Annotated in this window: 2 pseudogenes; one reads left to right on the top strand and one right to left on the bottom strand. The window is 45.4% G+C overall.

Going from position 1 to position 592, the window contains the following annotated elements:
* A pseudogene (locus R7190_RS29075) lies at positions 1-206 on the top strand (ATP:cob(I)alamin adenosyltransferase); the annotation flags it as partial.
* 145 nt (positions 207-351) lie between these two features.
* On the opposite strand, the pseudogene R7190_RS29080 reads toward R7190_RS29075, so the two are convergent.
* Positions 352-592 (bottom strand): annotated as a pseudogene (locus R7190_RS29080) (chemotaxis protein CheV); the annotation flags it as partial.

Genomic DNA, 592 nt, shown 5'->3' on the forward strand with positions numbered 1-592 from the left:
ATTTGTGCCGCTGCCAAGCAAAGAAAACCGTTCGAGCACTCGTCGCGATAGAGCATGCTGGGAAAAAGCAACCAGCGCCGATTCTGTTCCGTTACGCCAACTTAATGGCCAATGTCATTTACAGCTTGGCTTCCTACATTAATCATGTTTACCAAGTGGAAGAAACTGAGTTTGTGTCTCGCAGCTACGCTATGCCAAAGAAGTAAACGCTGTAAACAAGTCGCTTTAGTACACGTGCCTTAAGCGTCGCAGTGTCATCAATAGTCAGCAATAAATCGTTGAAATGACGACAAAGTGATAACGATTTCGAGTGAACACAAAGCCACATATTATGTTCAGTTAAACGTGCAGTTAAGAAGCCATGGCATTGGCTTCTAGCTCTTTTGCCCCGCGGAGCATAGCTTCGATGAGCTCACCAGCATTAAACTTTTCTAACGCTTCGTGAGCGCCAACTTGATGCGCTCTATCGACACAAATCTCACTCGACAGTGAAGTATGCAGAATGCGGTACGAGTGATTAAGAGCTGAATCATTTTGCACCTCAAACGCTAACTCGTAACCATCCAACCCCGGCATTTCAATATCACTGACC

It is taken from the genome of Vibrio sp. 1078-1 (assembly GCF_033340475.1).